Source organism: Kribbella sp. NBC_00482, assembly GCF_036013725.1.
GTDB lineage: Bacteria > Actinomycetota > Actinomycetes > Propionibacteriales > Kribbellaceae > Kribbella.
Genome location: NZ_CP107881.1, coordinates 1646811 through 1670641, shown reverse-complemented (window position 1 = coordinate 1670641; position 23831 = coordinate 1646811). Strand labels below are relative to the sequence as shown.

At 67.7% G+C, this 23831-nt stretch carries 21 protein-coding genes and 8 tRNA genes; 12 read left to right on the top strand and 17 right to left on the bottom strand.

The features are described 5' to 3' along the window. Window positions 1-61: 61 nt before the first annotated feature. From OHB24_RS08400 to OHB24_RS08365, 8 genes are read left to right on the top strand one after another with little or no spacing between them, the layout of a single operon-like run. Entirely contained in the window at window positions 62-2773 is a 2712-nt protein-coding gene (locus tag OHB24_RS08400) for a UxaA family hydrolase (RefSeq protein ID WP_327638381.1), read from the top strand. An 11-nt stretch (window positions 2774-2784) separates the two neighbouring features. Further along, window positions 2785-3678, top strand: coding sequence for a fumarylacetoacetate hydrolase family protein (locus OHB24_RS08395; RefSeq protein ID WP_327638380.1), 894 nt, complete (start codon window positions 2785-2787; stop codon window positions 3676-3678). Continuing rightward, window positions 3675-5129: an aldehyde dehydrogenase (NADP(+)) gene (locus OHB24_RS08390; RefSeq protein ID WP_327638379.1), complete on the top strand. Its 1455-nt coding sequence runs from the start codon at window positions 3675-3677 to the stop codon at window positions 5127-5129. Before OHB24_RS08395 ends, OHB24_RS08390 begins: the two co-directional genes overlap by 4 nt. Further along, window positions 5126-6946, top strand: coding sequence for an IlvD/Edd family dehydratase (locus OHB24_RS08385; RefSeq protein ID WP_327638378.1), 1821 nt, complete (start codon window positions 5126-5128; stop codon window positions 6944-6946). Before OHB24_RS08390 ends, OHB24_RS08385 begins: the two co-directional genes overlap by 4 nt. Continuing rightward, a complete protein-coding gene (locus OHB24_RS08380; protein ID WP_327638377.1) occupies window positions 6946-8250 on the top strand; it encodes a DUF2088 domain-containing protein in 1305 nt (434 codons plus the stop codon). Before OHB24_RS08385 ends, OHB24_RS08380 begins: the two co-directional genes overlap by 1 nt. Continuing rightward, complete coding sequence (locus OHB24_RS08375; RefSeq protein WP_327638376.1) at window positions 8247-9113, top strand: U32 family peptidase; 867 nt, start codon at window positions 8247-8249, stop codon at window positions 9111-9113. The genes OHB24_RS08380 and OHB24_RS08375 overlap by 4 nt, the downstream gene beginning before the upstream one ends. Before the next feature lie 4 nt (window positions 9114-9117). After that, on the top strand, window positions 9118-10476 hold the full coding sequence (locus tag OHB24_RS08370) for an FAD-binding oxidoreductase (RefSeq protein WP_327638375.1): 1359 nt from the start codon (window positions 9118-9120) through the stop codon (window positions 10474-10476). Continuing rightward, a complete protein-coding gene (locus OHB24_RS08365; protein ID WP_327638373.1) occupies window positions 10473-11750 on the top strand; it encodes an alpha-L-fucosidase in 1278 nt (425 codons plus the stop codon). The genes OHB24_RS08370 and OHB24_RS08365 overlap by 4 nt, the downstream gene beginning before the upstream one ends. Before the next feature lie 70 nt (window positions 11751-11820). Here OHB24_RS08365 and OHB24_RS08360 read toward each other — a convergent pair whose 3' ends face one another. From OHB24_RS08360 to OHB24_RS08300, 13 genes are all read right to left on the bottom strand, one after another. Next, on the bottom strand, window positions 11821-13731 hold the full coding sequence (locus tag OHB24_RS08360; protein WP_327638372.1) for a heparinase II/III domain-containing protein: 1911 nt from the start codon (window positions 13729-13731) through the stop codon (window positions 11821-11823). Window positions 13732-13837: 106 nt separating this feature from the next. Next, window positions 13838-13978: a hypothetical protein gene (locus OHB24_RS08355; protein ID WP_327638371.1), complete on the bottom strand. Its 141-nt coding sequence runs from the start codon at window positions 13976-13978 to the stop codon at window positions 13838-13840. Between the two features lie 95 nt (window positions 13979-14073). Beyond that, window positions 14074-14157: transfer RNA gene (locus tag OHB24_RS08350), tRNA-Tyr, on the bottom strand. After that, window positions 14158-14514 carry a methyltransferase family protein gene (locus OHB24_RS08345; protein ID WP_327641032.1) on the bottom strand — a complete coding sequence of 119 codons (357 nt, stop codon included), beginning with the start codon at window positions 14512-14514 and terminating at the stop codon, window positions 14158-14160. It lies immediately after the preceding tRNA gene. Window positions 14515-14677: 163 nt separating this feature from the next. Then, window positions 14678-14766: transfer RNA gene (locus OHB24_RS08340), tRNA-Ser, on the bottom strand. A gap of 41 nt (window positions 14767-14807) precedes the next feature. Beyond that, on the bottom strand, window positions 14808-16004 hold the full coding sequence (locus OHB24_RS08335) for an RtcB family protein (protein WP_442913955.1): 1197 nt from the start codon (window positions 16002-16004) through the stop codon (window positions 14808-14810). Between the two features lie 23 nt (window positions 16005-16027). Next, window positions 16028-16122 (bottom strand) — tRNA-Ser (locus OHB24_RS08330). A 911-nt stretch (window positions 16123-17033) separates the two neighbouring features. Beyond that, entirely contained in the window at window positions 17034-17480 is a 447-nt protein-coding gene (locus OHB24_RS08325; protein WP_327638370.1) for an HNH endonuclease, read from the bottom strand. 72 nt (window positions 17481-17552) lie between these two features. Continuing rightward, window positions 17553-17626, bottom strand: a tRNA-Leu gene (locus OHB24_RS08320). Window positions 17627-17667: 41 nt separating this feature from the next. Next, a tRNA-His gene (locus OHB24_RS08315) sits at window positions 17668-17741 on the bottom strand. Between the two features lie 2 nt (window positions 17742-17743). Then, a tRNA-Arg gene (locus OHB24_RS08310) sits at window positions 17744-17817 on the bottom strand. A gap of 147 nt (window positions 17818-17964) precedes the next feature. After that, a tRNA-Pro gene (locus OHB24_RS08305) sits at window positions 17965-18040 on the bottom strand. Between the two features lie 244 nt (window positions 18041-18284). Then, entirely contained in the window at window positions 18285-18416 is a 132-nt protein-coding gene (locus OHB24_RS08300) for a hypothetical protein (protein WP_327638369.1), read from the bottom strand. Between the two features lie 279 nt (window positions 18417-18695). Between OHB24_RS08300 and OHB24_RS08295 the strand changes: the two genes are divergently transcribed. Then, a tRNA-Thr gene (locus OHB24_RS08295) sits at window positions 18696-18771 on the top strand. Between the two features lie 68 nt (window positions 18772-18839). On the opposite strand, the gene OHB24_RS08290 is transcribed toward OHB24_RS08295, so the two are convergent. Together OHB24_RS08290 and OHB24_RS08285 are read right to left on the bottom strand one after the other, a co-directional pair. Next, the gene (locus OHB24_RS08290; protein WP_327638368.1) at window positions 18840-19811 is read right to left on the bottom strand and encodes an isopenicillin N synthase family dioxygenase; all 972 of its coding nucleotides are present in this window, start codon (window positions 19809-19811) and stop codon (window positions 18840-18842) included. Beyond that, window positions 19808-21232: an MFS transporter gene (locus OHB24_RS08285; protein WP_327638367.1), complete on the bottom strand. Its 1425-nt coding sequence runs from the start codon at window positions 21230-21232 to the stop codon at window positions 19808-19810. The genes OHB24_RS08290 and OHB24_RS08285 overlap by 4 nt, the downstream gene beginning before the upstream one ends. A gap of 110 nt (window positions 21233-21342) precedes the next feature. On the opposite strand from OHB24_RS08285, the gene OHB24_RS08280 reads away from it, so the two are divergent. Further along, window positions 21343-22044, top strand: coding sequence for a TetR/AcrR family transcriptional regulator (locus OHB24_RS08280; RefSeq protein WP_327638366.1), 702 nt, complete (start codon window positions 21343-21345; stop codon window positions 22042-22044). Between the two features lie 86 nt (window positions 22045-22130). Here the strand turns inward: OHB24_RS08280 and OHB24_RS08275 are convergent, their stop codons facing one another. Next, window positions 22131-22676 (bottom strand): helix-turn-helix domain-containing protein, encoded by a 546-nt coding sequence (locus OHB24_RS08275; protein ID WP_327638365.1) that lies wholly within the window; start codon window positions 22674-22676, stop codon window positions 22131-22133. A 109-nt stretch (window positions 22677-22785) separates the two neighbouring features. Between OHB24_RS08275 and OHB24_RS08270 the strand changes: the two genes are divergently transcribed. Beyond that, window positions 22786-23061 (top strand): hypothetical protein, encoded by a 276-nt coding sequence (locus OHB24_RS08270; protein ID WP_327638364.1) that lies wholly within the window; start codon window positions 22786-22788, stop codon window positions 23059-23061. A gap of 11 nt (window positions 23062-23072) precedes the next feature. Beyond that, the gene (locus OHB24_RS08265) at window positions 23073-23540 is read left to right on the top strand and encodes a hypothetical protein (protein WP_327638363.1); all 468 of its coding nucleotides are present in this window, start codon (window positions 23073-23075) and stop codon (window positions 23538-23540) included. Here the strand turns inward: OHB24_RS08265 and OHB24_RS08260 are convergent. Further along, entirely contained in the window at window positions 23537-23830 is a 294-nt protein-coding gene (locus OHB24_RS08260) for a hypothetical protein (protein ID WP_327638362.1), read from the bottom strand. The genes OHB24_RS08265 and OHB24_RS08260 overlap by 4 nt on opposite strands. Between the last annotated feature and the right edge of the window lies 1 nt (window position 23831).

Sequence of the window (23831 nt, the reverse complement as noted above, 5' to 3'; positions counted from 1 at the left end):
CACTGGTAATCATGCATCATGCACGATTTCGGCTCGAGCAAGCTATGGGAAGGCGCCAACGATGAGGTTCGAAGAGATCGGCGTCCTGCCTGAGCCCGGTGACAACGTCGCGATCGCGTCCCGGCGGCTGGACTCCGGCACGGAGGTCGAGCTCGACGGTACGACGATCACGCTGCCGCACACCGTGCTCGAAGGGCACCGCTTCGTGGTCGTGCCGGTTGAGACCGGCGACGCGCTGACCTCGTGGAACACGGCATTCGCGCGCGCCTCCCGTGACCTGGTCCCCGGCGACTACGTCTGTACGCCGACCAGCCTCGCGGCGGTCACTGCCCGCGGCGTCGACGGTCTGCCCGAGGAGCCGAGCGCGACCAACGAGCCGCTCGACCCGTTCGAGTTGGACGAGTCGGCGCTGCACTTCGGCGCTCAGGTGACGAGTGTCGAGCAGCCCGGCACGTTCCTCGGTTACCCCCGTGAGCAGGGTCCGGCCGGGACGCGAAATCACGTCGTACTGCTGGCCACGAGTTCGCGCAGCAGCGGGTTCGTGACCGAGTTGGCCCGGCGGTTCGACGGCGCGGCCGCGGGCGACGGCGTCGTACCGGTCGCGCACACCGAGGGCGGCGAGGACGAGGTCCCGAACAACCTGCACTTCCTGCTCGCCACGCTCGGCGGCTTCACGCTGAACCCGAACGTCGGCGCCGTCCTGATCGTCGACACCGAGGGCGATGTCGTCTCCGGCGAGGCGATCAAGAACTTCCTGGCCGAGAACGGCTACCCGTCGATCAAGGTGCCGCACGCGTACTTCACCCGCAACGCAGGCTTCGAGCACGACCTCACGGCTGCCGGCGCGCTGATCGAGCCGTGGCTGCCGGTTGTCGACGCGCAGCAGCGCGAGGAGGTCCCGCTCGCGGACCTCAAGATCGCCCTGCAGTGCGGCGGTTCCGACGCCTTCTCCGGGATCTCGGCCAACCCGCTCGCCGGCCAGGTCAGCGCGGAGGTCATCCGGCACGGCGGTACGGCGGTGCTCGCGGAGACCGACGAACTGATCGGCGCCGAGCCGTACGTGCTGAAGAACGTCCGCGACCTCGCGACCGCGAAGCGCTTCCTGACCACAATCAGGTCGTTCAAGGAACGCGTCGGCTGGCACGGGCACACGGCCGAGGGCAACCCGTCCGGCGGCAACGTGTACCGCGGGCTCTACAACATCGTGCTGAAGTCGATCGGCGCCGCCCGCAAACTGCCGCGCGAGGTCCGGCTCGACCACGTGATCGACTACGGCGAGCCGCTGCCCGGCGACGGCTACATCTTCATGGACAGCCCCGGGAACGACCTCGAGTCGGTGGCCGGCCAGATCGGCAGTGGCTGCAACCTGATCTTCTTCACCACCGGCAACGGATCGATCACCAACTTCCCGTTCGTCCCGACGCTGAAGTTCGTCACCACGAGCGCGCGGTACGAGCGGTTGCACGCCGAGATGGACGTCGACGCCGGCAAGTACCTGACCGGTACGTCGATGGCGGACCTGACCGCGGAGACCTTCGATCTCGTCGTCCGCGTCGCATCCGGTACGAAGAGCGCGGGCGAGCGCGCCGGCCACAGCCAGGTGTCGATCTGGCGGAACTGGAAGCAGACCGGCCCGCGCGAGGGCATCTCGATCACCACCGACGGCCGGATGAGCCGCAAGCTCGGCGATCTTCCGAGCGAGGACCGCGACGCACCGCTCGACGCGCTCCCGCACCGCGGCCTGACCTCCGACGGCCGCACGCTCGCCGAACTGCTGAAGGTCGACGACCGGTTGGTGCCTGAGGCCGTCGGTCTGATCCTGCCGACCAGCCTCTGCTCCGGTCAGATCGCGCTGCGGATCGCAGCCCAGGCGGAGTTGGAGAAGTGGGCGGGCGACGCCGTCACCCGGATGGTCGCGCTGCCGCACACAGAGGGCTGTGGCAGCAGCGGCGGCGCGTCCGAGGAGACGTTCGCGCGCATCATGCTCGGCTACCTTCTGCACCCGAACACGCGGATGGCCCTGCTTCTCGAGCACGGCTGCGAGAAGACGCACAACGACTACTTCCGGTCCCGCTTGGTCGAGGCCGGAAAGGATCCGTCGCGTTTCGGCTGGGCCAGCATCCAGGCGGACGGCGGCCTCGACGCCGCAGGCGAGAGGGTGAAGGAATGGTTCGGCAGCTTCGACCTGCAGGCTCCGATCGCGCAGTCCGGTGATCTCGGTGCGCTGACGATCGGGCTGGAGGCCCGCGGCGCGTTCTCGGACGAGACCGCCGAGGCACTCGCGCTGATCGGCCGCGAGATCGTCGGCTCCGGCGGTTCCGTCGTACTGTCGTCGCGTGGCGCGTTGCTGGCACACGACGGATTCCGTACTGCGGCGTTCGGATCGGCGGACCCGGTGGGCCCGACGATCGCGCACGGCCAGCGGCTCGCGGGGCCGGGGTGGCACGTGATGCGGATGCCGGGGACCGACTGGATGGAGACCGCGACCGGCTTCGGTGCGACGGGCGTCCAGCAGATCCTCGCCCATGTCGCGGGCGGCACCTTGTCGGCGCAGCGGTTCGTCCCGGTGGTCGAGTTCAGCAACGACCCGGAGACGGTCGCGACGTACGGCGACGACCTGGACGCGGTCGCTACCGGTGACGCGTCCGAACAGGCGCGGATCGGGCTGGACATCGTCGCCGCGGTCGCCGGTCGCCGGCTCGTCCCCAAGGCGGTTGCCTCCGGCAACGTCGGTTTCCAGATCACCCGTGGTCTGCTCGGTACGTCAATGTGAAAGGCCTTGCCATGCACTTGGTCCGTTATCTGTCCCCGGTCGACGGCCGACCGATCCCTGGTGTGCGCACCGGGGACACGGTGGCTCCGCTGCCGGGGGTGAACAGCTTCGCCGAACTGCTCCGGCTCACCCGCGAGGAGCTGCAGGCGGAGGTCGACAAGGCCGGTGAGGCGCTGCCCGTCCAAGGGCTGACGTTCCTCCCGCCGATCGACGGTCGCGGCGAGGTGTGGTGCGCGGGCGTGACGTACGAGCGCTCGCGTGGCGCCCGGATGGAGGAGAGCAGCGAGCAGTCGGTGTACGACAAGGTCTACACCGCCGACCGGCCCGAGCTGTTCCAGAAGGCGCCGGCCTGGCGGGTGGTCGTCGACGGCGAGCCGGTCGGGATCCGGTCCGACTCGGGTCACGATGTACCCGAGCCGGAGCTGGCGGTCGTCGCCAACAGTCACGGTGAGATCGTCGGGTTCACGGTCTGCAACGACATGAGCTCGCGGTCGATCGAAGGCGTCAACCCGCTGTACGTGCCGCAGGCGAAGCTGTTCGCCGGCGGTTGTGCGCTGGCCTCGGGGATCCGGCCGGTCTGGGAGGTCGCGGACCCCAAGAAGCTCGGGATCAACCTGGCGATCCGTCGCGGCGGCGACGAGGTGTTCAGCGGTACGACGTCGACCGAGAAGCTGGTGCGCGAGCTCCAGGACCTGATCGACGTACTGTTCCTGCCGAACGACTTCCCCGACGGCGTGATCCTCGCGACCGGCACCGGCATCGTCCCGGAACTGGACTTCGCATTGGCCGAGGGTGACGTCATCACGATCACCATCGACGAGGTCGGCACCCTCACGAATACCGTGGCCACAGGCCGGGAACCGTTCACATTCCTGGCAACCGAAAACCTGGAAGGACTCCGATGACCGTCTCCGACACCACCCCCGCTCAGCTGGAGCAGGCGCTTGCTGCGGCCGATGCTGCGGCTCCCGCCTTCGCTGTCTCTGAGCCAGCCGTGCGGGCCGGGTGGATTCGGGGCGTCGCGGATGCGCTGGATGCGGCGTCCGGTGAGCTGGTGCCGATCGCGATGCGTGAGAGCTCGCTGCCCCAGGCGCGTCTGACCGGTGAGGTCGCGCGGAGCACCGGGCAGTTGCGGATGTTCGCGGACGCGCTCGAAGAGGGTTCGCTGCTGGAAGTCACCATCGACACCCTGGACCCGCAGGCCAAGCCGGTCCCGCGCCCCGACCTCCGTCGTGTCCTCGTCCCGCTCGGCCCGGTGTTGGTGTTTGCCGCCAGCAACTTCCCGTTCGCGTTCAGTGTCTGCGGTGGTGACACCGCGTCCGCGCTCGCGGCCGGTTGCCCGGTGATCGTCAAGGCGCACCCGGGTCACCCGGAGCTGTCCGTCCGGACCGCCGAGGTGATGATCGAGGCGCTGAAGGCAGCCGGTGCGCCGGACGGGACCTTCGGCCTGATCTCGGGCTTCGACGTCGGAGTCACGGCCCTCAAGGACCCGCGGATCACCGCCGCCGGCTTCACCGGTTCGGTCCCGGCCGGCAAGGCACTGCACGAGATCGCGGTGACGCGCCCGGAGCCGATCCCGTTCTACGGCGAGCTCGGCAGCCTCAACCCGGTCTTCGTCACGCAGGCAGCGATCGATGCCCGCGGCAAGGACATCGCGAGCGGGTACGTCGGTTCGTTCACCCTCGGCGTCGGGCAGTTCTGCACCAAGCCCGGCCTGCTCTTCCTCCCGGCCGGCCACGGCCTGCAGGAGCAGCTGTCCGAGGCGGCCGGCGCCGTCACCGAGGCGCCGATGCTGAACGACCGCATCAAGGACGGCTTCAGCTCCGGTCTCGACCGGCTGGAGAAGGTCGACGGCGTCCGCGTCTGGGCCTCCGCAGGGACAACCCTCCTGCAGACCACGGTGACCGAGCTGCTCGCCCGGCGTGACGAGATCCTCGAGGAGTGCTTCGGGCCGGTCTCGATCGTCGTCGAGTACTCCTCGCTCGACGAACTGCGCGCAGCCGTCGAGGCCTTCGACGGCAACCTGACCGCGACGCTGCACGCGGAGGACGCGGACGCCGAGCTCGCGCGCGACCTGCTCCCGCTGCTGACCGCCCGTGCGGGTCGCGTGCTGTGGAACGGCTGGCCGACCGGGGTCGCGGTGTCGTGGGCCCAGCATCACGGCGGGCCGTTCCCGTCGACGGTCGGCTCGATCCACACCAGCGTCGGGGTGACCGCGGCGCGGCGGTTCCAGCGTCCGGTCGTGTACCAGGACGCTCCCGATGCGGTGCTGCCCGACGTACTGAAGGACTCGAACCCGGCCGGGATCACCCGCCGGGTGAACGGAACCGTGACCACAGGTGAGGTGTCGCGATGACTGATGTCCCTCCGACCAACGACCCGGCCGAGGGCGACGTCCTGGCCGGTGAAGGCGCTCCCGCGGCGACCGGACGGCGGAGTTTCGACCACTGGTTCGGTGAGCACGGCCGCAACGGGTTCATCCACCGGTCGTGGATGAAGTCGCAGGGCTTCTCCGAGGAGGCGTTCGACGGGCGCCCGGTGATCGGGATCTGCAACACCTGGTCCGAGCTCACCCCGTGCAACGCACACCTGCGCCGGCTCGCCGACTCGGTGAAGCGCGGGGTCTGGCAGGCCGGCGGGTTCCCGCTGGAGTTCCCGGTGATGTCGCTCGGCGAGACGCTGCTGCGGCCGACCGCGATGCTGTTCCGCAACCTGCTCAGCATGGACGTCGAGGAGTCGCTGCGCGGCAATCCGATCGACGGGGTCGTGCTGTTGACCGGCTGCGACAAGACGACGCCCGGCTCCATCATGGGCGCCGCCAGCGTCGACCTGCCGACCGTCGTCGTCACCGGCGGTCCCATGTTGAACGGTAAATTCCGCGGCTGCGACATCGGCTCCGGTACGGCTGTCTGGCGCTTCACGCAGGACCTCAACGCGGGCCGGATGTCGGCCGAGGACTTCGCGGCGGCCGAGGCCGGCCAGTCGCGCAGCAACGGCCACTGCATGACGATGGGCACGGCATCGACGATGGCCTGCATGGCCGAGGCGCTCGGCCTGCAGCTGACCGGGTCCGCGGCGATCCCGGCGGTCGACTCCCGCCGGTACGTGATCGCGCAGAAGTCCGGGCAGCGGATCGTCGAGATGGTCAAGGAAGACCTGAAGATCAGCGACGTCCTCACCCGCGACGCGTTCGCGAACGCGGTCCGAGCGAACGCCGCGATCGGCGGCTCCACGAACTTCGTCATCCACCTGCTCGCGATCGCCGGCCGGGTCGGCGTCGACGTGACACTGGACGACATCGACGAGTGGGCGCGCGGCGTCCCGTGGCTGGTCGACCTGCAGCCGTCGGGCAAGTACCTGATGGAGGACTTCTACTACGCAGGCGGCCTGCCCGCGGTACTGAAGGAGATCCTGCCGCTGCTCAAGACCGAGGCGATCACGGTCACCGGCAAGACGATCGGCGAGAACGTCGCGAACGCCGAGCGGATCGAGGCGACGTACCCCGGTGCCGCTCCCGGCAGCGAGACGTACGCCGTGATTCGCCCGGTCGGCGATCCGCTGGGTAGTGGCGCGGGAACCGCCGTACTGAAGGGGAATCTCGCGCCGGACGGTGCCGTCATCAAGCAGTCGGCAGCGTCGGAGCGGCTGTCGCGGCACCGCGGTAAGGCGCTGGTGTTCAGCAGCATCGAGGATTACGACAAGGCGGTCGAGGATCCGGATCTCGACGTCGACGAGGACACCGTGCTGGTGCTGCAGAACGCGGGGCCGCGTGGGTACCCGGGGATGCCCGAGGTCGGCAACATGACGATCCCGCGCAAGCTCGCCGAGATCGGCGTCGACGACATGGTGCGGATCTCGGACGCGCGGATGAGCGGTACGGCGTACGGCACCGTCGTACTGCATGTCACGCCGGAGGCTGCGGTCGGTGGGCCGTTGGCGCTCGTGCGGACGGGGGACTGGATCGAGCTCGACGTACCGGCGCGGCGACTGCATCTCGACGTACCGGACGAGGAGCTGGAGAAGCGGCGCGCCGACTGGCAGCCGCCGGCACCGCCGACGGATCGCGGCTGGGCCCGCCTGTACGTCGACCATGTGACGCAGGCGAACCAAGGCTGCGACCTCGACTTCCTCGTAGGCCGCACCGGCTCCGCCGTCGGCCGCCAGAGCCACTGATGACCTGGGGACCGTTCGAGGCGATCCGAGGGCTGCGGCCGTCGGGGACTCTGCCGCAGGTGACGCCGATTCGGCGGATTCTCTCGGATCTGCCGGTGTCGGCGGACGCGTACGCAGACGCGCGTGCGGCGCTCGAACCGCTCCGGCCACGGATCGTACCGGACGCCCGGATCGCGGTGACCGCGGGCAGCCGGGGGATTCACGACCTGGTGCCGGTGGTGAAGGCAGCCGTGGACTGGCTCCGCGACGCCGGCGCCGCACCGTTCGTGATCCCCGCGATGGGCTCGCACGGCGGCGCCACCGCCGACGGCCAGCTGGAGATGCTCGAAGGCCTGGGCATCACCCCCGAAACCGTTGGCTGTCCCATCGAAGCCACGATGGAGACCGTGGTCGTCGGCACGCTCCCCGACGGCACCGAGGTCCACCACGATGCGATCGCTGCCAAGGCGGACGGCGTACTCCTGGTGAACCGGGTCAAGCCGCACACCGACTTCCGCGGCCCGATCGAGAGCGGGATCGCGAAGGTCCTCGCGATCGGACTCGGCAACCACCGCGGCGCCGCCTCCCTGCACGCCGGCGGCATCCCGTCGCTCGGCGCCAACATCGAGGCCGCTGCCCGCCTGGTGGTTGCACAAGGCAAGGTCCTCGGTGGTCTCGCGATCCTCGAGAACGCGCGCGAACAGACCGCGTCGGTCGAGCTGCTCGCGGCCGACGGGATCGCCGAAGCGGCCGAGAGCGCCTTGCTGCAAAGGGCTTCCAGCCTGCTCGGGCGACTTCCGTTCGACGAGCTCGACGTCCTGGTCGTCGACGAGTTGGGCAAGGACAAGTCCGGCGCCGGTATGGACACCAACGTGATCGGCCGGTGCTGGGTGCACGGGATCCCCGAGTTCGAGTCGCCGTCGATCGCCGCGATCAGTGTGCACTCGCTGTCGCCGGCCTCGCACGGGAACGCGTCCGGACTCGGTCTCGCGGACGTGATCCCGGCCCGGCTGCTGGAGCAGATCGACCTGCAGGCGAGCTACGTGAACGCGCTGACCTCGGGTGCCGGCGGTGCGCGCCGTTCGCGGTTGCCGATGGTGATGGAGGACGACGAGGCCGCCGTACTGGCTGCCGTCACGATGTGCGGACGGCGGCACTGGTCCGAGCTCCGGCTGGCCCGGATCAAGGACACGCTGTCGCCGAACGAGCTGATGGTGACACCGGCGCTGCTGACCGAGGCGGCCGAACGATTCGACCTGGAGATCACCGGTACGGCGCGGGACCTGACGCCGGCCGGGCGACTCGGACCTTGGAGCGAGACATGAACCTTCGCGAAGCACGTGCCCTGCTGGCCGATCGCGGCTTCCGGCCGGGCGAGACGTCGACCCGTACCTTCCCCGACGGGTCGCCGTACAAGGTGGAGATCCCTTCCTGCGAAGGGCCGCGGGTGATGACCGCGGTACTCGAGGAGGCCAAGTCTCGCGGCATCACGATCGACCGGGTGTCGCAGGGCAGCGGAGTGATGATGCTGACCGACGGCGAGATCGAGGAGATGCTGTCGCTCGGCGCCTCCGCGGGCATCGAAGTGTGCCTGTTCCTCGGGCCGCGGGGTTCCTGGGACATCGGCGGTCAGGCCAAGGTGTCGGCGGCGGTCGGCGGTGTTGCGCGGGGCAACGATCAGGTAGCGGCCTCGTTGTGTGACGCATTCCGCGCGGTCGAGCTCGGCGTACGGAGCCTGCTGGTCGGCGACATCGGCGTACTCGAGATCCTGGGCCAGTTGAAGATCGAGGGGGAGCTGCCCGCCGATCTGGTGCTGAAGACCTCGGTGTTGATGCCGTTGCCGAACGCACCGACCGCCCGGCTGTACGAGCGTCTCGGCGCGACCAGCCTGAACGTGTCGACGGACCTGCCGGTGCCGGTGCTCGCGGAGATCCGGTCCGTGACGACGGTGCCGATCGACATGTACATCGAGGTCCCCGACGACCAGGGCGGCCACGTCCGCTTCTACGACGTACCGGAGATCGTCCGGACTGCGGCACCTGTGTACCTCAAGATGGGGCTGCGGAACGCCCCGAACATCTACCCGGTCGGAGCGCATCTGATCGGTACTGCGGAAGCACTCGGACGGGAACGCGTCCGCCGGGCGGAGCTGATCCTGCGATTGCTTGCCGAGCAAGATGAGGGATGAGTTCGTGGACCGGCTGCGGTCGGTCCTCGGGGACGATGCGGTCGTCGACGATTCCGACGTACTGGACACTCATCGCAACGATCACGCGAAGTTCTGCACTGCCGGGGTGCCGCGGGCGCTCGTGCGTCCGTCGTCGACCGCGGAGGTCGTCGAGGTGGTTCGGGCTGCCGGCGAGCTCGGCGTTCCGATCGTGACGCAGGGCGCTCGCACTGGGCTTTCGGGTGCCGCGAATGCGATCGACGGGTGCTTGTTGCTGTCGACATCTCGTATGGCGCGCATTCTTGAGGTGTCAGTTGAGGACCAGGTCGCCGTCGTGCAACCGGGGGTGGTGAACGCGGACTTGTCGCGTGCTGTTCTGGACAAGGACCTGTTCTATCCGCCGGATCCGTCGTCGTGGGAGATGTCGACGATCGGTGGGAACATCGCGACGAACGCGGGCGGGTTGTGCTGTGTGAAGTACGGCGTGACCTCGGACTTCGTGCGTGGACTCGAAGTGGTGCTGGCGTCCGGTGAGGTGGTGCGCACCGGGCGGCGGTCGGCGAAAGGCGTTGCCGGGTACGACCTCACGCGGCTGATCGTCGGGTCGGAAGGCACGCTCGGGGTGGTGACCGAGGCGACGCTGGCATTGCGCCCCGCCCCCGAGGCGGCGCTGACCGCGGCGGCCACGTTCCGGTCCATCGAGGAAGGGATCGCGGCCGCTGCCGCCGTGATGGCCTCGGGACTGCGTCCGTCGTTGCTCGAGTTCCTGGATCAGCCGACGCTGCGGGCGATCCAGGACTACCGGGACATGGGGCTCCCAGAGGATGTCGGGTCGATGTTGCTCGCGCAGTCCGACCGCGGGTCGCGTGCTGCCGACGACGTTGCGCGGATCGCGGAGATCTGCACGGCGCACGGCGCGGTCGATGTCGCCGAGGCGTCCGACGCGGAAGAGTCCCGGATGCTGCTCGAGGCGCGCCGGCTGGTGAACTCGGCGCTGGAGCCGTTGGGTACGACGCTGATCGACGACGTCGCCGTACCGCGGTCGCAGTTGATCACGCTGTTGCGCGGGATCGCGGAGATCGGCGCGAAGTACGACGTACTGATCTGTTGCCCGGGGCACGTAGGTGACGGGAACATGCACCCGACCGTGGTCTTCGATCCTGCCGACGCGGCGGCCGAGGCGCGGGCTCTGGAGGCGTTCGGCGCGGTGATGCAGCTGGGGCTGCGGCTCGGCGGGACGATCACCGGGGAGCACGGGATCGGGACGTTGAAGGCGCGCTGGCTGGAGACCGAGCTCGGGCCGGTCGGGCTCGAACTGCACCGGCGGATCAAGGCCGCGTTCGATCCTGGGAACCTGTTCAATCCTGGAAAGGTGCTGCTGTGATCGATGCCTCCGCCGTACGCCCGTCGCCGCGGCAGGTCGCCTGGCAGCGGCAGGAGCTGACCGCGTTCGTGCACTTCGGGCCGAACACGTTCACGGACCTGGAGTGGGGGACCGGCGTCGACGATCCGGCGGTGTTCGATCCTTCGTCGCTGGACTGCTCGCAATGGGTTGCCGCGCTGGTTTCCGCCGGGTTCAAGAGCGTGATCCTGACGGCCAAGCACCATGACGGGTTCTGCTTGTGGCCGAGCAAGTACCTGCCGCACACCGTTGCCGCGTCGCCGTATCGGGGCGATGTCGTCGCGGAGCTGTCGGCTGCTTGCCAGGCCGGTGGGCTCGGGTTCGGGGTGTATCTGTCGCCGGCGGATCTCTATCAGGAGAAGGCGCCGGGCGGGTACTACGGCAACGGCAGTCTTGCTGTGGCATCGCAGATCGGCGAGTTCTCGTACGTCGTGGACGACTACAACCGGTTCTACCTCCAGCAGTTGCACGAGCTGCTGACGTCGTACGGACCGATCGCCGAGGTCTGGCTGGACGGGGCCAATCCGACGAGCAGTGCGCAGAGCTATTCGTACGACGCGTGGTTCGACCTGATCCGGCGGCTCGCGCCGGACGCGACGATCGCGATCGGTGGGCCGGACGTGCGGTGGGTCGGCAACGAGGACGGATTCGCGCGGGAGACCGAGTGGAGCGTCGTACCGTTCGTTGACGGACGGATGGTGGCCGCACAGACCGCGGCTTCCGTGGCAGGGCCTGATGAGTTGGCTCAGGCCGACGAGTTGCGGTGGTATCCGGCTGAAGTCGACGTGTCGATCCGGCCCGGGTGGTTCTACCACGCCGCCGAGGACGCGGCGGTGAAGTCGGTGCCGGAGCTCCTGGACATCTATCGCAGGTCGGTCGGGCGGAACGCCGTACTGCTGCTGAACATCCCGCCTGATCGGCGAGGTCTGTTCGCGGATCAGGATGTGGAAGTTCTGGTCGCTTTGGGTGCGGCGGTGCGGCAGTACTACGACACTCCTGTCGCGCTGCCGGGTGCGGTCAACGTGCTCGATCTGCGCGAGGACATTACGGCCGGCCAGCAGGTCGAGTCGTTCGCGGTGGATGCCTTCGTCGACGGTGGGTGGTCCGAGATCGCGCACGGCACGACGATCGGCCACCGACGGCTGCTGCCGCTGAGCGAGCCGCTGACCGTCGACGACGTACGCGTCCGGATCCTCGCCGCCCGAGGCGAGGCCGCGGTGGAACTGTCCGTCCACCACGACCCGACCATCGCCTGAGTCCCCCTGCCTGGAGTCGAACCAGGAACCGAGCCTTCGGAGGGCCCGGCGAGATTCCGTCACCAGGGGGTTATGCCAGGCGGACCAGTGAGCCGCCTGCGGTGATGCCGACCGACGTGCGTACGCCGGCGACGCTCAGGTCGACCACGTACGTCGTACCGGACCAGCGGGTCGCGTACGTGACAGCGCCGGAGGCCTTGACCGGTGCGATGAACGACAGGATCGACGCGGTGGTGCCGGACCGCGCGAACATCAGCGTCGGCGCCGACAGCCGGGTGTTGATGTTCGGGTAGGTCCAGCCCTGGATCGGCTTCGTCTGCGCCTGCTTGAGCAGGATCGCGCCCGGTGGAAGGGCCTGCCGGTACGGAACCTGGAACAGGATCGTCCGGGTGTCCTCACCCGGCTTGCTCGCCAGGGCGGTGGTCCGCGAGTAGACCGTCGCCTTCTGGTCCGCCGGCAGGTGCCACAGCGTCTGGAACTGCTGGGCCGTCGTGGACGACGCGCGGTCGAGGGTGACGACCAGGTCCGGATTGTTGAGCACGAGGACGCCGCGGACGCGGTTGATACCAGCTCCGGGTACGTCGGAGAACTCGAAGAAGTCGGCGTTCGGCTTGAGCAGCGACCGGGTCAGCTTGGTCGCCGGCAGCCGGTCGGCCGAGAGCGGGGTCGTCATCGAACTGCTCGCGAACGGGCTCTTCGCCCAGGTCCGCCAGACGTCGTTCTGGTAGCCGGCGTGCCCGCCGTCGATCAGGATGTCCCGCCCGCGGGCGGTGTAGGTGAGCGACGTGTGGTCGCTGTGACCGTGCAGTTGTCGCGCCGGCCCGTACCTGATGCTGTACGACGCCTGGTCCGCGAACTTGCCCCACCCGGATCGTCCGAAAACGTAGCCCGCGGAGAACCTGCCGACCCGGTCGGTCGGCGCCACCCCGATCGCGCCGAGGCTTCCGGCGTACTCGAGCGGTGTTCCGGCGACAGCCGCCGTACGCACGACCTCCGAGTCGCCGATCTGGTGGAGGTTGCCCAGCGAGTTCGTGGCGAGGGCGAGCCAGTTCGCCAGCAGCGCGCGGCGTGCGGGGATCGTCGTACCGGGGTCGGCGCCGCAGGCTCGCAGTACGTCGACGGCCCGGCCCCAGAGGGAGTAGTTGAACTGCGCGTAGGCGGTCGACTGCTCGTTGGTCGAACCCTCGGCGTCGATCGAGGTCGTGATACCGGCATTCAGGCGCTGCTGGGCGAGCGCCATGTAGTCGGTGCGATCCAGCGTGCAGCCGACACCGAACAGAGCGATGCTCTCGTCGGTGCCGTGGTTCCAGGCGCCGCTCCAGTTGCCGACCAGGAACTTGGCGTGGTCGAGGAGCGCGGTGTCGAGCCAGCTGTACTGCGACGGGAGCGTGGTCAGGTGCAGGCCGGAGAGCACTGCTTGCCGGGTGCAAATGATCACGTTCGTGCGGTGCATCGTCGACTCCCAGGCGCCGATGTCGGCCTTCCAGGAGTACGGGTTGTCGCGCACCCAGTCCTTGACGATCGTCGTCACGTGGTCGATCGCGGCGGTGTCACCCTGTCCGGCGGCAGTGATTCCTTGGCCGAGCCAACGAAGCGAGTGGAACCACATGTACCAGCTGGGATTCTTGTAGGGGTTGAGTTTCCAGTTGATGTTTCCGTTGCCGTCGCCAACCTTGTACGGCTTGAACCCGCCCCAGGTGTAGGTGTCCTGCAGGACGGACGACAGCGGTGTCGCGTCGTCGACGGTGCTGAAACCGGGGCAGGTGTACGTTCCGCCTGCCCCGGTTACCGCCTGTGCGCTCTTCGCCGACACGGCGGTCGCGGGGACGATGTTCGTTGCCCCCGGCACGAACTGCGCCGCTTCCGGTTCCGGCAACTCCGCGACGATCGCGATCCCCGGCCCAGGCTCGGCCGCGGCGACCCCGCCGGCGCACGCCACCCCCGCTGCGACCAGCCCGAACGCCAGCAACGATCTGATCATGTACTTTCCCCACCCACCCACTCGCCCGCGGCCCCCCAGCCGGCGGTGACAACCTGTACACCCGCAACGATGGTCAGATGGTGGAGAAAGTTGCGTGATCGACCGACTACTCTTCGACGGAGACGACGAGTGTCCAGTCGGAGCAGTCGGCTTCGCACCACACGTGATCGCCGGCGTGGGCGATCCGGTCCCGCTGCACATGCCCGCAGGCAAGCTGTACTCGGCGCAGCGCGTGACCCTGCTTCACTGGAGCACCGGTCCTGCCGCCTGGCACTCGCTTCCTGTTCCTGAGGTCGGCCATGGCCGGTCCTCCTCTCTTGTCCTATCTGTTGGTGTCTTGCGTGCAGAAGGCAGGATTCGAACCTGCTAGGCCCGAAGGCAACGGGTTTACAGCCCGCCCCGCCCCTCCCACGACGGTGCTTCTGCTCATCGCCCGGGGAGGTAGCGACCGACCCTTTCCGAGTAGCGCTCGTACTCGTCCCCGAAACTCTCTTGCAGCCGGTGTTCCTCCCGGACGACATCCCGGTGGATCCACAGGCCAACGGCAGGCAGGGTCGCCACCGTCCACCCCGACCCAGTCACCAGTCCGATGCCCAGCTGCGCCAGCGCCCATCCGACGTACATCGGATTCCGGCTCAGTGCGTACGGTCCGCTCGTCACCAGCCGCTCCGGCTTCGCGAGTTCCGTATGTCCCGCAGCAGACAACGACTGCACGACGACGAAGCTCCCCGCCGCGACGCAGGCCCAGCCGGCGGCCCGTCGGAGTACTGCGGATCCGGGCAGCCGCAGAGGCCGCAGGCGCTCGAGCGCGATGCCGACCGCGATCCCGGCCAGGCTGGCTTCGGGGATCGGGATGTTCGTCAGCCGCGCGTCCGTGTGACCTCCTCGACCGTCCTCACTTCAAGGTAGGGCCTGGCAGGGCGGCCGGTCTTTCCCGGCCGCCCAGCGGTGAGAGCGAGATTCGAACTCGCGAGCCGGCCGAAGCCGACCGACGGTTTAGCAAACCGCTGCCCCTACCAACAGGCGGACCTCACCAACAGGCCCTGCCGTGTCCCCTGACCACGGCAGAAACCCGTTCAGCCCTTGACGCAGATGACCTGCTTGAGGTGGGCCACTACCTCGACCAGGTCGGACTGGGCGGCGATGACCGAGTCGATGTCCTTGTACGCAGCCGGAATCTCGTCGATCACGCCGGCGTCCTTGCGGGACTCGACGCCGGTCGTCTGCGCGACCAGATCGTCGACAGTGAACCGGCGCTTCGCCTCGTTGCGGCTCATCCGCCGGCCTGCCCCGTGTGAGGCCGAGTAGAACGAACGCTCCGAGCCGAGCCCGCGGACGACGTACGAGCCGGTGCCCATCGACCCCGGGATCAGCCCGAGGTCCCCGCGCCCCGCCCGGATCGCACCCTTGCGGGTGACGAGCAGGTCGAGCCCGTCGATGTGCTCCTCGGCCACGTAGTTGTGGTGACACGAGATCGGCTGCTCGAACCGTACGTCGACCTCGAACGACTCCCGCACCGCCTGCATCACCAGCGCGAGCATGACCGCTCGGTTCCGGGCGGCGTACTCCTGCGCCCACGTGAGGTCGCGACGGTACGCGTCCATCTCCGGCGTACCGGACAGGAACACCGCCAGATCACGGTCCGGGAGATCCGCGTTGTGCGGCAGGTCCCGGGCGATCCGCATGTGCCGCTCCGCGAGCTCCTTGCCGATGTTCCGGCTGCCGGAGTGCAGCATCAGCCACACGCGGTCCTCGTCGTCGAGGCAGACCTCGATGAAGTGGTTGCCTCCGCCCAGCGACCCCATCTGCTGCTTGGCCTTGCGCTCCCGGTCCTGCACCCCGTCATGCAGACTCGTGAACTCGCCCCACAGCTTGTCCCACGGACGCGGGTCCAGCCCGAGCCGACGTACGCCGACCTGGTTGTCGTGAGCCCGGAAGCCCACAGGTACGGCGGCCTCGATCCGCGAACGGATCGCCGACAGGTCGTCCGGAAGATCCGAAGCCGTCAGCGAGGTCAGGACACCTTCCATCCCACACCCGATGTCGACCCCGACCGCCGCCGGCGACACGGCCTGGTTCATCGCGATCACGGACCCGACGGTCGCGCCCTTACCGAGGTGCACGTCCGGCATCACCCGAACCCCGTGCACCCACGGCAGCGCCGCAATGTTCCGCAGCTGCTGCAGCGCCTTCGCATCCACGTCGTACTCCTGCGCCCACATGAGCGTGGAGCTCTTCGCCCCACTCAGCTCCACTGGAAGCTCCACGTTCATCTCCCCATCCTCTCGTTCGTAGTTGGCGGCGGAAGCAGGTCTCGAACCTGCACGCCCGCTGAAGGGCTGACCGTTTTCGAAACGGCTGCCGTTAGGCCGAAGCTCGGCTTATTCCGCCTTGTTTTCAAGGGTTCCGTATCTCCAGAAACTGTCGGTGGCGACAGATAGTTGTGTGGGTATGAGTCGTCGCCTTCCCACACCCGAGGTACGCACCTGCAGGTCGTGCGGGGGTGTCTTCGTCACTTCCTGGTCTGGATGGAAGTGCTCGGCGTGTCATGAACAGAGCCTTGCATCTCCTCCGTGCCCAGAGTGCGGTGCTCGGAAGTCTCGCCGAGCCGTGCGCTGCCGCACCTGTGCCAACGGCGGTCCGCAGCCGCCGCTGCGGGCGATGTCCGATTCCGCCCTCGCCTGGCTCGCTGGCCTCGTCGAGGGCGAGGGGACCTTCACCAGTTCGGTGTCCTCGTCGACGCTTCGAGTTGTGATGACCGATCTCGACGTACTCGAGCGAATCGAACGGATCACGGGCGTCGGGTACATAGGGGCTGTCGCCAGCAGGCAACCACATCACAAGCAGGCCTACGGTGGCAGGTGAAGCGCCGAGAACATCTCGAACCGCTCGCCAAGCTGCTCTGGCCTCTGATGGGGAATCGTCGCAGAGTCCAGATGGCATCTTGCAAAACTCTTCGTCAGGTGTCCTGGCCTGCGACGTCTCCGCTTTCGAGAAAACTCTCCGGCCCGGCGGCCGCTTGGGTCGCGGGTGTCATCGAGGGCGAGGGCAGTTTCAGCCTCAGCAGGCGTTATAGCGGACGGATCAATCTTGAGTCCACGGACGCAGACATCGTTGAGCGGGTGCACACCTTGACCGGCGGCGATCTGTACTATCGGCCCGCCCGGAAGCAGAACTGGAAGCCGACGGCGTACAGCTGCCAGGGCAGGGGTCGAACCTGCGGGGCCTCGGGTCAGAACCGAGGGTGGGTCACCGACGCCCACCTGGCATCGCGCTCGTCGGCGGCACCGGTGGGTGTCGCGTCAGAGCGCTATCTCGGCACGGGAAGGGACCCACGGCTGCCACAGCAGCGGCATGCCGGCCTCTTCCGGTGTTCGCGAGCCTTTCTTCTCGTTGCACCGCGCGTGGGCGGCGACGGCGTTCAACCACTCACCTCGGCCGCCACGTGATCGTGGGATCACATGGTCCATCGTGGTGGCGCCGAGCCGGCCGCAGTACGCGCAGGTGTACTTGTCGCGCTTCAGTACGCCGGCCCGCGTGTACTGCAGACGGCCGGAGGCGTAGCGCCACTTCATCACGACGTACCGGACGAGACGCAGGACGCGGGGGAGGGGGAACGGTCCGATGCTGGCGCCGTCGTGCGCTTCCTCGACGACGGCGACCTCCCGGACGAGCATCCGGATGGCATGCGGGATCGACACGACGTGCAGCTGCTCGTACGACGCGTTCAGAACGATCACACCGCTCATGTGCTTCCTCCTCCCTTCCAGTGTGCCCGACCCACGCTCAGCAGGTCGGCGATCTCGGTGTCGGTCAGTCAGTGCGGCCCCAGGGATTCGAACCCTGAACCTCCTGGTTCTAAGCCAGGCGCCTCTCCCAGTTGGGCCAGAGCCGCGGAGCGTACGACGTACGCTGCGTGCGCGCGTCGTACTCGAGGGTGTCCGGCGGGGCTCGAACCCGCTTCCTCCGGGGTCACATCCCGGCGCATCGCCCACTTCCGCTTCGGACACAGCACGCCCGGCAGGATTCGAACCTGCAACCTCCTGCTTCGTAGGCAGGCACTCTCTCCAGTTGAGCCACGGGCGTTCACCGGCCCTGCGCCGGATGTGTTCGGATTTCCGGCGCAGGGCGCATGGGTGGGTCGGCAGCGGCAGTCCAGAGCCTCCCCTGGCTGCAGACGCCGACCTGGTTTTGGCGCCCGCTCGGCCGGTAGCTGAGCATCCTGCGGGCGCCTGGTCCAGTTGGAGGGACTCGAACCCCCGATCCCCTCAACCCAAATGAGGTGGCCTGGCCGCTGGCCTACAACTGGTCCTCTCCCGGCTCCGCAAGGCGCCGGGAGAAATGCGATGAATGTCCAGTTGTCATTGTTCATGCCGATATCCGTAAATACCGGAAAAAGCATCGGTGGAAGGAGTCGAACCCTCGTGACACGGGTTTGGAATCCGGTCCGCAACCATTGCGCACCGACGTGACCCGTTACCGGGCAAAAGAAAAGAGCCGCCTGCTGCCGGTACCCGGCTCAGACGGCTCCTGGAGATCTCTCCACTCGGAGATCACCCAGGCGGGCCGCCCGTGCACAGGCTGAGCTGGTGGTAGAAGGTGTCGTAGCCCACGGATCGCAGGCACGCCGACAAAGCCATGCGGCCGGGCCGCCAGGCTTCGTTCGCGATGCGCGTTCCGTACACGATCTTCTCCTCAAGGTCTTGGTCTTGCGGGAATTAGTCTCACCCAGCACCTGCGTTCAAGTCAACGCATTTCCCAAAACAATTGTTCCCTTGCTATTCCAACGCCCCTCCGACGTACGCCGCCGCGCACTGGTTCCGGTACGCCGACGCACACCGGCTCCGTCCTACGGCTCGTCCCTCGGGTGACCCCGACCACACCGCACACCCCGCCGTACCCCTCCCCAAGGATCCGATTCGAAATCCTCCCCCTCCTCCCGCTACACTCTTGCCTCGGAACCCGCCGCCTTAGCTCAGTCGGCAGAGCGTCTCACTCGTAATGAGAAGGTCGTCGGTTCGATTCCGACAGGCGGCTCCAAGTAGGCCCCGCTGACCAGGCAAAACGCCAAGTCAGAGGGGCCTTCCTCTTGTCCGGTCAGCAACCTGTCAGGAGCGTGTCCCCGCGGGGTTCGCGAACATCTTGGCGAGCTTGGCCGCCATCCACTCGCCAGCGACGACGCTCGGCCCGGACCGTCCGTCGATCGAAGGCAGCGGCACGACGAGAGCGTCGTGGTTGGGCTGGTAGAAGAACGGGACGGACAACCGGGACGAGGTCTGTTGCCGGTCCGGATTGGCGACCCGATGCATCGTCGACACCCAGCGGCCGCCGGTCCACAACGCCATCAGATCGCCGATGTTCACCACGAAACTGCCGGGGATCGCCTGGACGTCACGCCAGTCGTCGCCCTGCAGCACTTGCAGACCACCCAGATCGTCTTCTTGGTACAACACAGTCAGCCCACCGAAGTCCGTATGGGCGCCGCGCCGCAGTTGGCCTGGCAGTGGCGGCTCGACCTGCGGGTAGTAGTAGTTGGCGACCAGCGAGGACACATGCGCGTCGAACCCGCCGTCGAAGTACTGCTCGTCCTGGCCGAGCGCGAGGGCCGAGAGCCGCATCAAGTCAGCCGCCAGCTCAGTCATCGCCGTCATGTACTCCGTCCACGTGCTCTCGAACCCCGCCGGATACTCCGGCCAGATGTTCGCCAGCTTCCATGTCGCCCAGTAGTCGCCGAGTTCGGACCTCTCCTGGTCGCTCAGCTCGCCGGTGACATGCGCACTGAAGGCCTCGCAAAGGTCTGGCGGCGATTCCAGGTCGAGGCTCTGCGCCGTGGTCCCACCGAAGCGGCGGAACCCGGAGACGCCAGGACGGTTCAGGACCAGGTCCTTGTCGGCTTCGGGCAGCTTGAAGAAGGCGTTCGTCACGGTGTACATCGACTCGACCAGGTCGGCCGGTACGCCGTGGCCGACAATGACGAAAAATCCTGAGCTCTCGCACGCTTGTCCGATGGCGTGGGCGAGCGTAGTACGGGCGGCGGGGTTATTTCTGCTGGAGAGGTCGATGATCGGGACATAGCTCATGAGAGGTCCTTTCGGGTGTGGATCAGCGGTACCGTGATCAGCGCGGCTGCGAGAAGGATGCCGAAGGCAACGATTAGGGCGGTGGTGTAGCCGTGCACCGTCGACGCGTCCGGCTCGTGTCCCGTGAGCAGGTACGCCGCGGTGGCGCTGCTCGCGATGGTGTTCAGCAACGCCGTACCCAGTGCCGCTCCGAGTTGCTGCGATGCGTTGTACGCCGCCGACGCGGCACCGATGTCCGCCCACGAGACGTCCGAGGTGGCCAGTGCCGCCGTGACCGGAATGACCAGGCCGAGACCGAGGCCGGTGAGGATGAGCGCGGGCACCAGGTACAACGGCAGGATGTTCGGGCTGGTCGCCGTCAGGCGGGTGAGGATCAGCAACCCCGCAGCCGCCGCGACCAGCCCGGCCAAGACCACCAGTCCTGGCGCGAGTCGCCGACTCAGCTTGCCTGCGATGACGGTCGCACCGACCAAGGCAGCCAGGGCGTTGATGATCAGGGTCATCCCGGCTTCGACCGGTGAGTAGCCGAGGATCGTCTGCGTGTAATAGCTCATGAACAGGTAGAAGCCGAACATCGCGACGAACATCAGCGTGATCGCCACGAAGGCTCCACCGCGATCACGATGCAGCAGCACCCGCAGCGGGAGTAGCGGATGCGACACCCGCGACTCGAGCACGACGAACGCCGCCAGCAGCAGCACGCCACCGCCCAGCACAGCGGGTACGACCGGAGACCCCCAGCCCCGCGGCTCGGCTTGGTTGAACCCGTAGACCACGGCCACGAACCCCGCCGTACTGAGCAACGCGCCACCTAGATCCAGCGGCCCGCGGCTCCCCCGCCGGCCAGGCACCTTCGTAGTACCGACGAGCGCCAGTACTGCGATGGGCACGTTGATGTAGAGACACCACCGCCAACTCGCGTACTCCGTGAGCAGGCCGCCCGCAACCAATCCAACCGCTGATCCGGCGGCACCGACCGCTGCGAACACCCCGAATGCACGAGCCCGCTCCTTCGCCTCGGTGAAGGTCGTCGTGAGCAGGGCCAGGCCGGCGGGCGCGAGCAGCGCCGCGAACACCCCCTGCAGAGCTCGGGCGCCGAAGAGCATCTCCGGATTCACCGCGACTCCACCGAGCGCGGACGAGGCCGCGAACCCGGCCAGACCGAGCACGAACGCCCGCCGATGCCCGAGAGCGCTGCTGATCCGGCCGCCGATCAGCAGCAGCCCACCGAAGGCCAGCGCATAGGCGGTGATTGCCCACTGTCGGCTCGTGTCGGACATGCCCAGATCCCGCTGCGCGGACGGCAGTGCGATGTTCACGATCGTGCCGTCCAGCACCACCAGGAGTTGCGCCGCACTGACCACCGGAAGCGTCCACCACCGCTGCCGCACGTCCGCCCGCGCTTCCGCGACGTCGGTCATGCCACCACCTACCTAACGTTGTTTGTTTATCCGAACATTGTTAGTTGAGGCGAACAACGTACTACACTCGGCGCACCGGTCAGCCCGACCGGACGGTCGCGAGGAGTGGGATGAGCGCGGTGAGCAAGGCAGGAGCCGACGGTGAAATCCGGAGCATCTGGCTCCGTCAGCGGCGTCGGCCCCGAGGCGAACCACCGCTGTCCCTGCCGCGGATCGTCGAGGCCGCCGTCGCGCTGCTCGACGACGAGGGGATCGACCGGCTGACCATGCGCCGGCTCGCCGAGCGGCTGAGCGTCGCGGCCCCTTCGCTGTACGGGCACCTCGACACGAAGGAAGACGTCATTGACCTGGCCGTCGACGCGATCTTCGGATCGGCGCCGACCGAGCAGTCCGACGACTGGCGAGCGGACGTCACCGCCGTACTGGTCGCCTGGCGGGGTTCTTTGTTGCAGCATCCGTGGGCGGCCGCAGTACCGGCTCGGCGACGGCCGACGATCGGCCCGAACTTCCTTGCCTGGATGGAGATTCTGCAGTCGAGCCTGGTCAAGGCCGGCTTCGCCGGTGGCGCGCTGTCCTCGGCCACCTGGGCGCTCTACAACCACGTGATGGGCTCGGCGGCCTCACAGACGGCCCTGCGGATCACCGACGAGGAACGTCGCGTCGGCCAGGAACAACTCCTCGACCGGTGTCCGACACTGGCCGCGCGCGGCTATCTCTACGACGACGACTGGGACGGCAGTTTCACTGTCGGTCTGGGCTACCTGCTCGACGGTCTGCAGCTCCAGCTGGACCGGTCCGGCGATGGTGCGTAAGGGTGCGCGGCTCGGTCGGCCCCGTTGACGGACGTCTACTTGGCTGGTCGGGGGTTTGGCTTGTCGGTCAGGTCCACTGAGCGTTCTCAGGTTTCCCGGACAGTCATCCGTTCGCCGGGGCGGCTGAAGATGCTGAGGATCTCCGCGGGTTCGTGACCGGTGCTGCCGAACCAGTGCGGTTGTTCGGTGCTGAACTGGGCGACCTCGCCGGGGCCGAGCACCCAGTCGTCGTCGCCGACGACGAGGCGCATGTGGCCGGACAGCACGTAGATCCACTCGTGGCCGTCGTGGGCCCTGAGTTCCGGGGTGACCTTGCTGCTCGGAATGACGATCTTCCACGCCTGCGTGCCGTCGGGATGTTGCGTCAGCGGGATCACCGTCCGGCCGTTGACTCGACCCGGTTTGAGGCGGATGCGCGGATCGCCCTGTGCCGGCGCGGCGACGAGGTCGTCGAGCGGCACCCGATACACCTGCGACAACGCCAGCAGCAGTTCCAGGGTCGGCCGCCGCTGTCCGGTCTCGAGCCGCGACATCGTGCTCTTCGAGATCCCCGTCGCTGTCGACACCTCGGCCAGGGTCATCCTGCGCTGCGCGCGCAGTCGCTTGAGTCGTCCCCCGACCCTCTCGAGCACCGCGGCAATCTCCGCCGCTGAGGTGTCCTCCACAAGCTCATCTGACGCCCATTTCCCACAAACAGCAACCTTCGTGGCCGAACCTCCGACTCAGCACCAGCCTTGGAGCATGACCACACCATCGCTCGGTTCGAAGCCCATCCCGGCGTCACGGCACGCCGCACCTGGACCGCCGTCCAAGCACCAGCTGGCCCTGATGATCTGGCTGGCCGTGTTCCCGACCCTCACCGCTCTCAACCTCGTTCTCGGCGACTGGCTCGGCACGCTGACGCCGGTCGTGCGGACGTTCGTTCTGGCGACCATCGCCGTACCGATCGTGATCTACGGGCTGATGCCGCAGTTGCATCGACTGCGCCTGCGCCTGCTGACCCGCCTCCACCACTAGAAGGGAACGTCATGAGTGCACGAGAGAACACCGCCGTTCGCGGCGATCCGGGCGTACGAGCGCCCGGCGCACCTCGCGATCAGGAGCTGACTGTCCGGCGGATGAACGTGATGCGGCTCGGGTACGCGTTGATAGGGGTGGGGCTGGCGCTCGTCAAGTGGCCGATTGTGGTTCAGGACGTTCGTTCGCTGCCGGTGATGGAAGGAGTTGTCGCCTGTTTGCTGACGGGCATGTCGTTGCTGGCCTTCCTCGGGCTCAGATATCCACTGCGGATGCTGCCGATCCTGCTGTTCGAGGTGGCCTGGAAGGTCATCTGGGTCGGCACGGTCGCGGTTCCGCACCTGATCGCCAACGACCTGAGCACCGAAGCACGCGACGTCCTGTTCAACTGCTCCTTCATCGTCGTCGTAGTGGCCGTCATCCCATGGCGCTACACCTGGCAGCGCTACGCCCGAACCCCTGGCGACTCCTGGCGCTAACAGGGTTTATCAGTTCCTAGCACTGCGTCGAGCCGCGATGGCCAATCTCCGTTGGCCAGGTCGGCACCTACCAAGGCGTCTCTCCAGTCCGACTTGGCAAGGGCGAGGTATTGCTGGAACTGGTACCAGTCGCCGGCCGTGCGGATCACGAGCGCAGCCTGAATTCGTTCGGGGTCCTGCTCGCCGATCACCTGCTCGGGCAGCTCACGAAGCTCCGACAGCACCCTCTCCGCACTGCCCTCAGGGAACTGGCGGTTGATCCAGCGCGTCAGCCGCGGACTGATCTCCATG